Source organism: Oleiphilus sp. HI0067, from assembly GCF_001635735.1.
On record NZ_LWFI01000010.1, the window covers coordinates 1 to 864 of the forward strand.

Genomic DNA, 864 nt, shown 5'->3' on the forward strand with positions numbered 1-864 from the left:
TTTTGTTATGTGCCTTCAATTTAACCCGAATGCACTAATCAGTATCACAGACATTGAAACAATCAACACCAACCTAGGTGATGCACCTGTACTTTCTACTGCCGATACAACCACGATCAATAACTATCGTGCAAGCCTGATTGCTTCACGCGATATTCTCCAAGCTGCTTACAACTTTGCTGATGAGAATATGGGTGATGCAAACGGTGAAAACGGCTGGTAAGCACCTACGCAATTTCCGTTAGCCAGCACATTAAGCAGTTATACAAGCCGCTGAGCAACGGATAGCTTTACAACAAGGGTAGGATTCATTTAGAGCCTACCCTTTTGTGCGTTTAAAAACACAAACATTATCAGGTCTAACCTAGTTTCAGTTCCAGCAAGCAAACCTTAATCACTTGCTCATTGAAACCAACACATAAGAATTGAGGTACATTATGTTCAACTGGAAACGTTCTTCTGTAATTATCAGCGCCTCCGTATTTCTCCTAACAGCCTGTGGTGGTGGAGGTAGCTCAAGCTCAGATACAAACAACAACCCCACTCCGGATGCAGAATTGACTGCCCAACAACAAGCACTAACCGATATTGCGAATGCCGTGATTCCAGTTTTACAGAACAGCAACAACCAAGCACTAAGCCTAGCAAATGCTATTGATGCATATTGCGATGAAGTGGCAATTAGTTCCGCCAATGTCGCATCCACCCTAGCGACAGCTCAGAGCACTTGGCAAGCTGCGATGACTGCGTGGCAACAAGCTGAAGTCATGAACTTCGGGCCATCATTCGACGGCGGGAACAATAGTATTCGAGAGCGAATTTATAGCTGGCCGGCCAAAAGCAGTTGCTTTGTTGATGGCGCCT

At 45.0% G+C, this 864-nt stretch carries 2 protein-coding genes; both read left to right on the forward strand.

The annotated features are described in order from the left end of the window. A partial coding sequence (locus A3739_RS29050) for a hypothetical protein (RefSeq protein ID WP_197471907.1) occupies positions 1-223 on the forward strand: 223 nt, incomplete at its 5' end. A gap of 214 nt (positions 224-437) precedes the next feature. Further along, a partial coding sequence (locus A3739_RS00385) for an imelysin family protein (protein ID WP_197471908.1) occupies positions 438-864 on the forward strand: 427 nt, incomplete at its 3' end.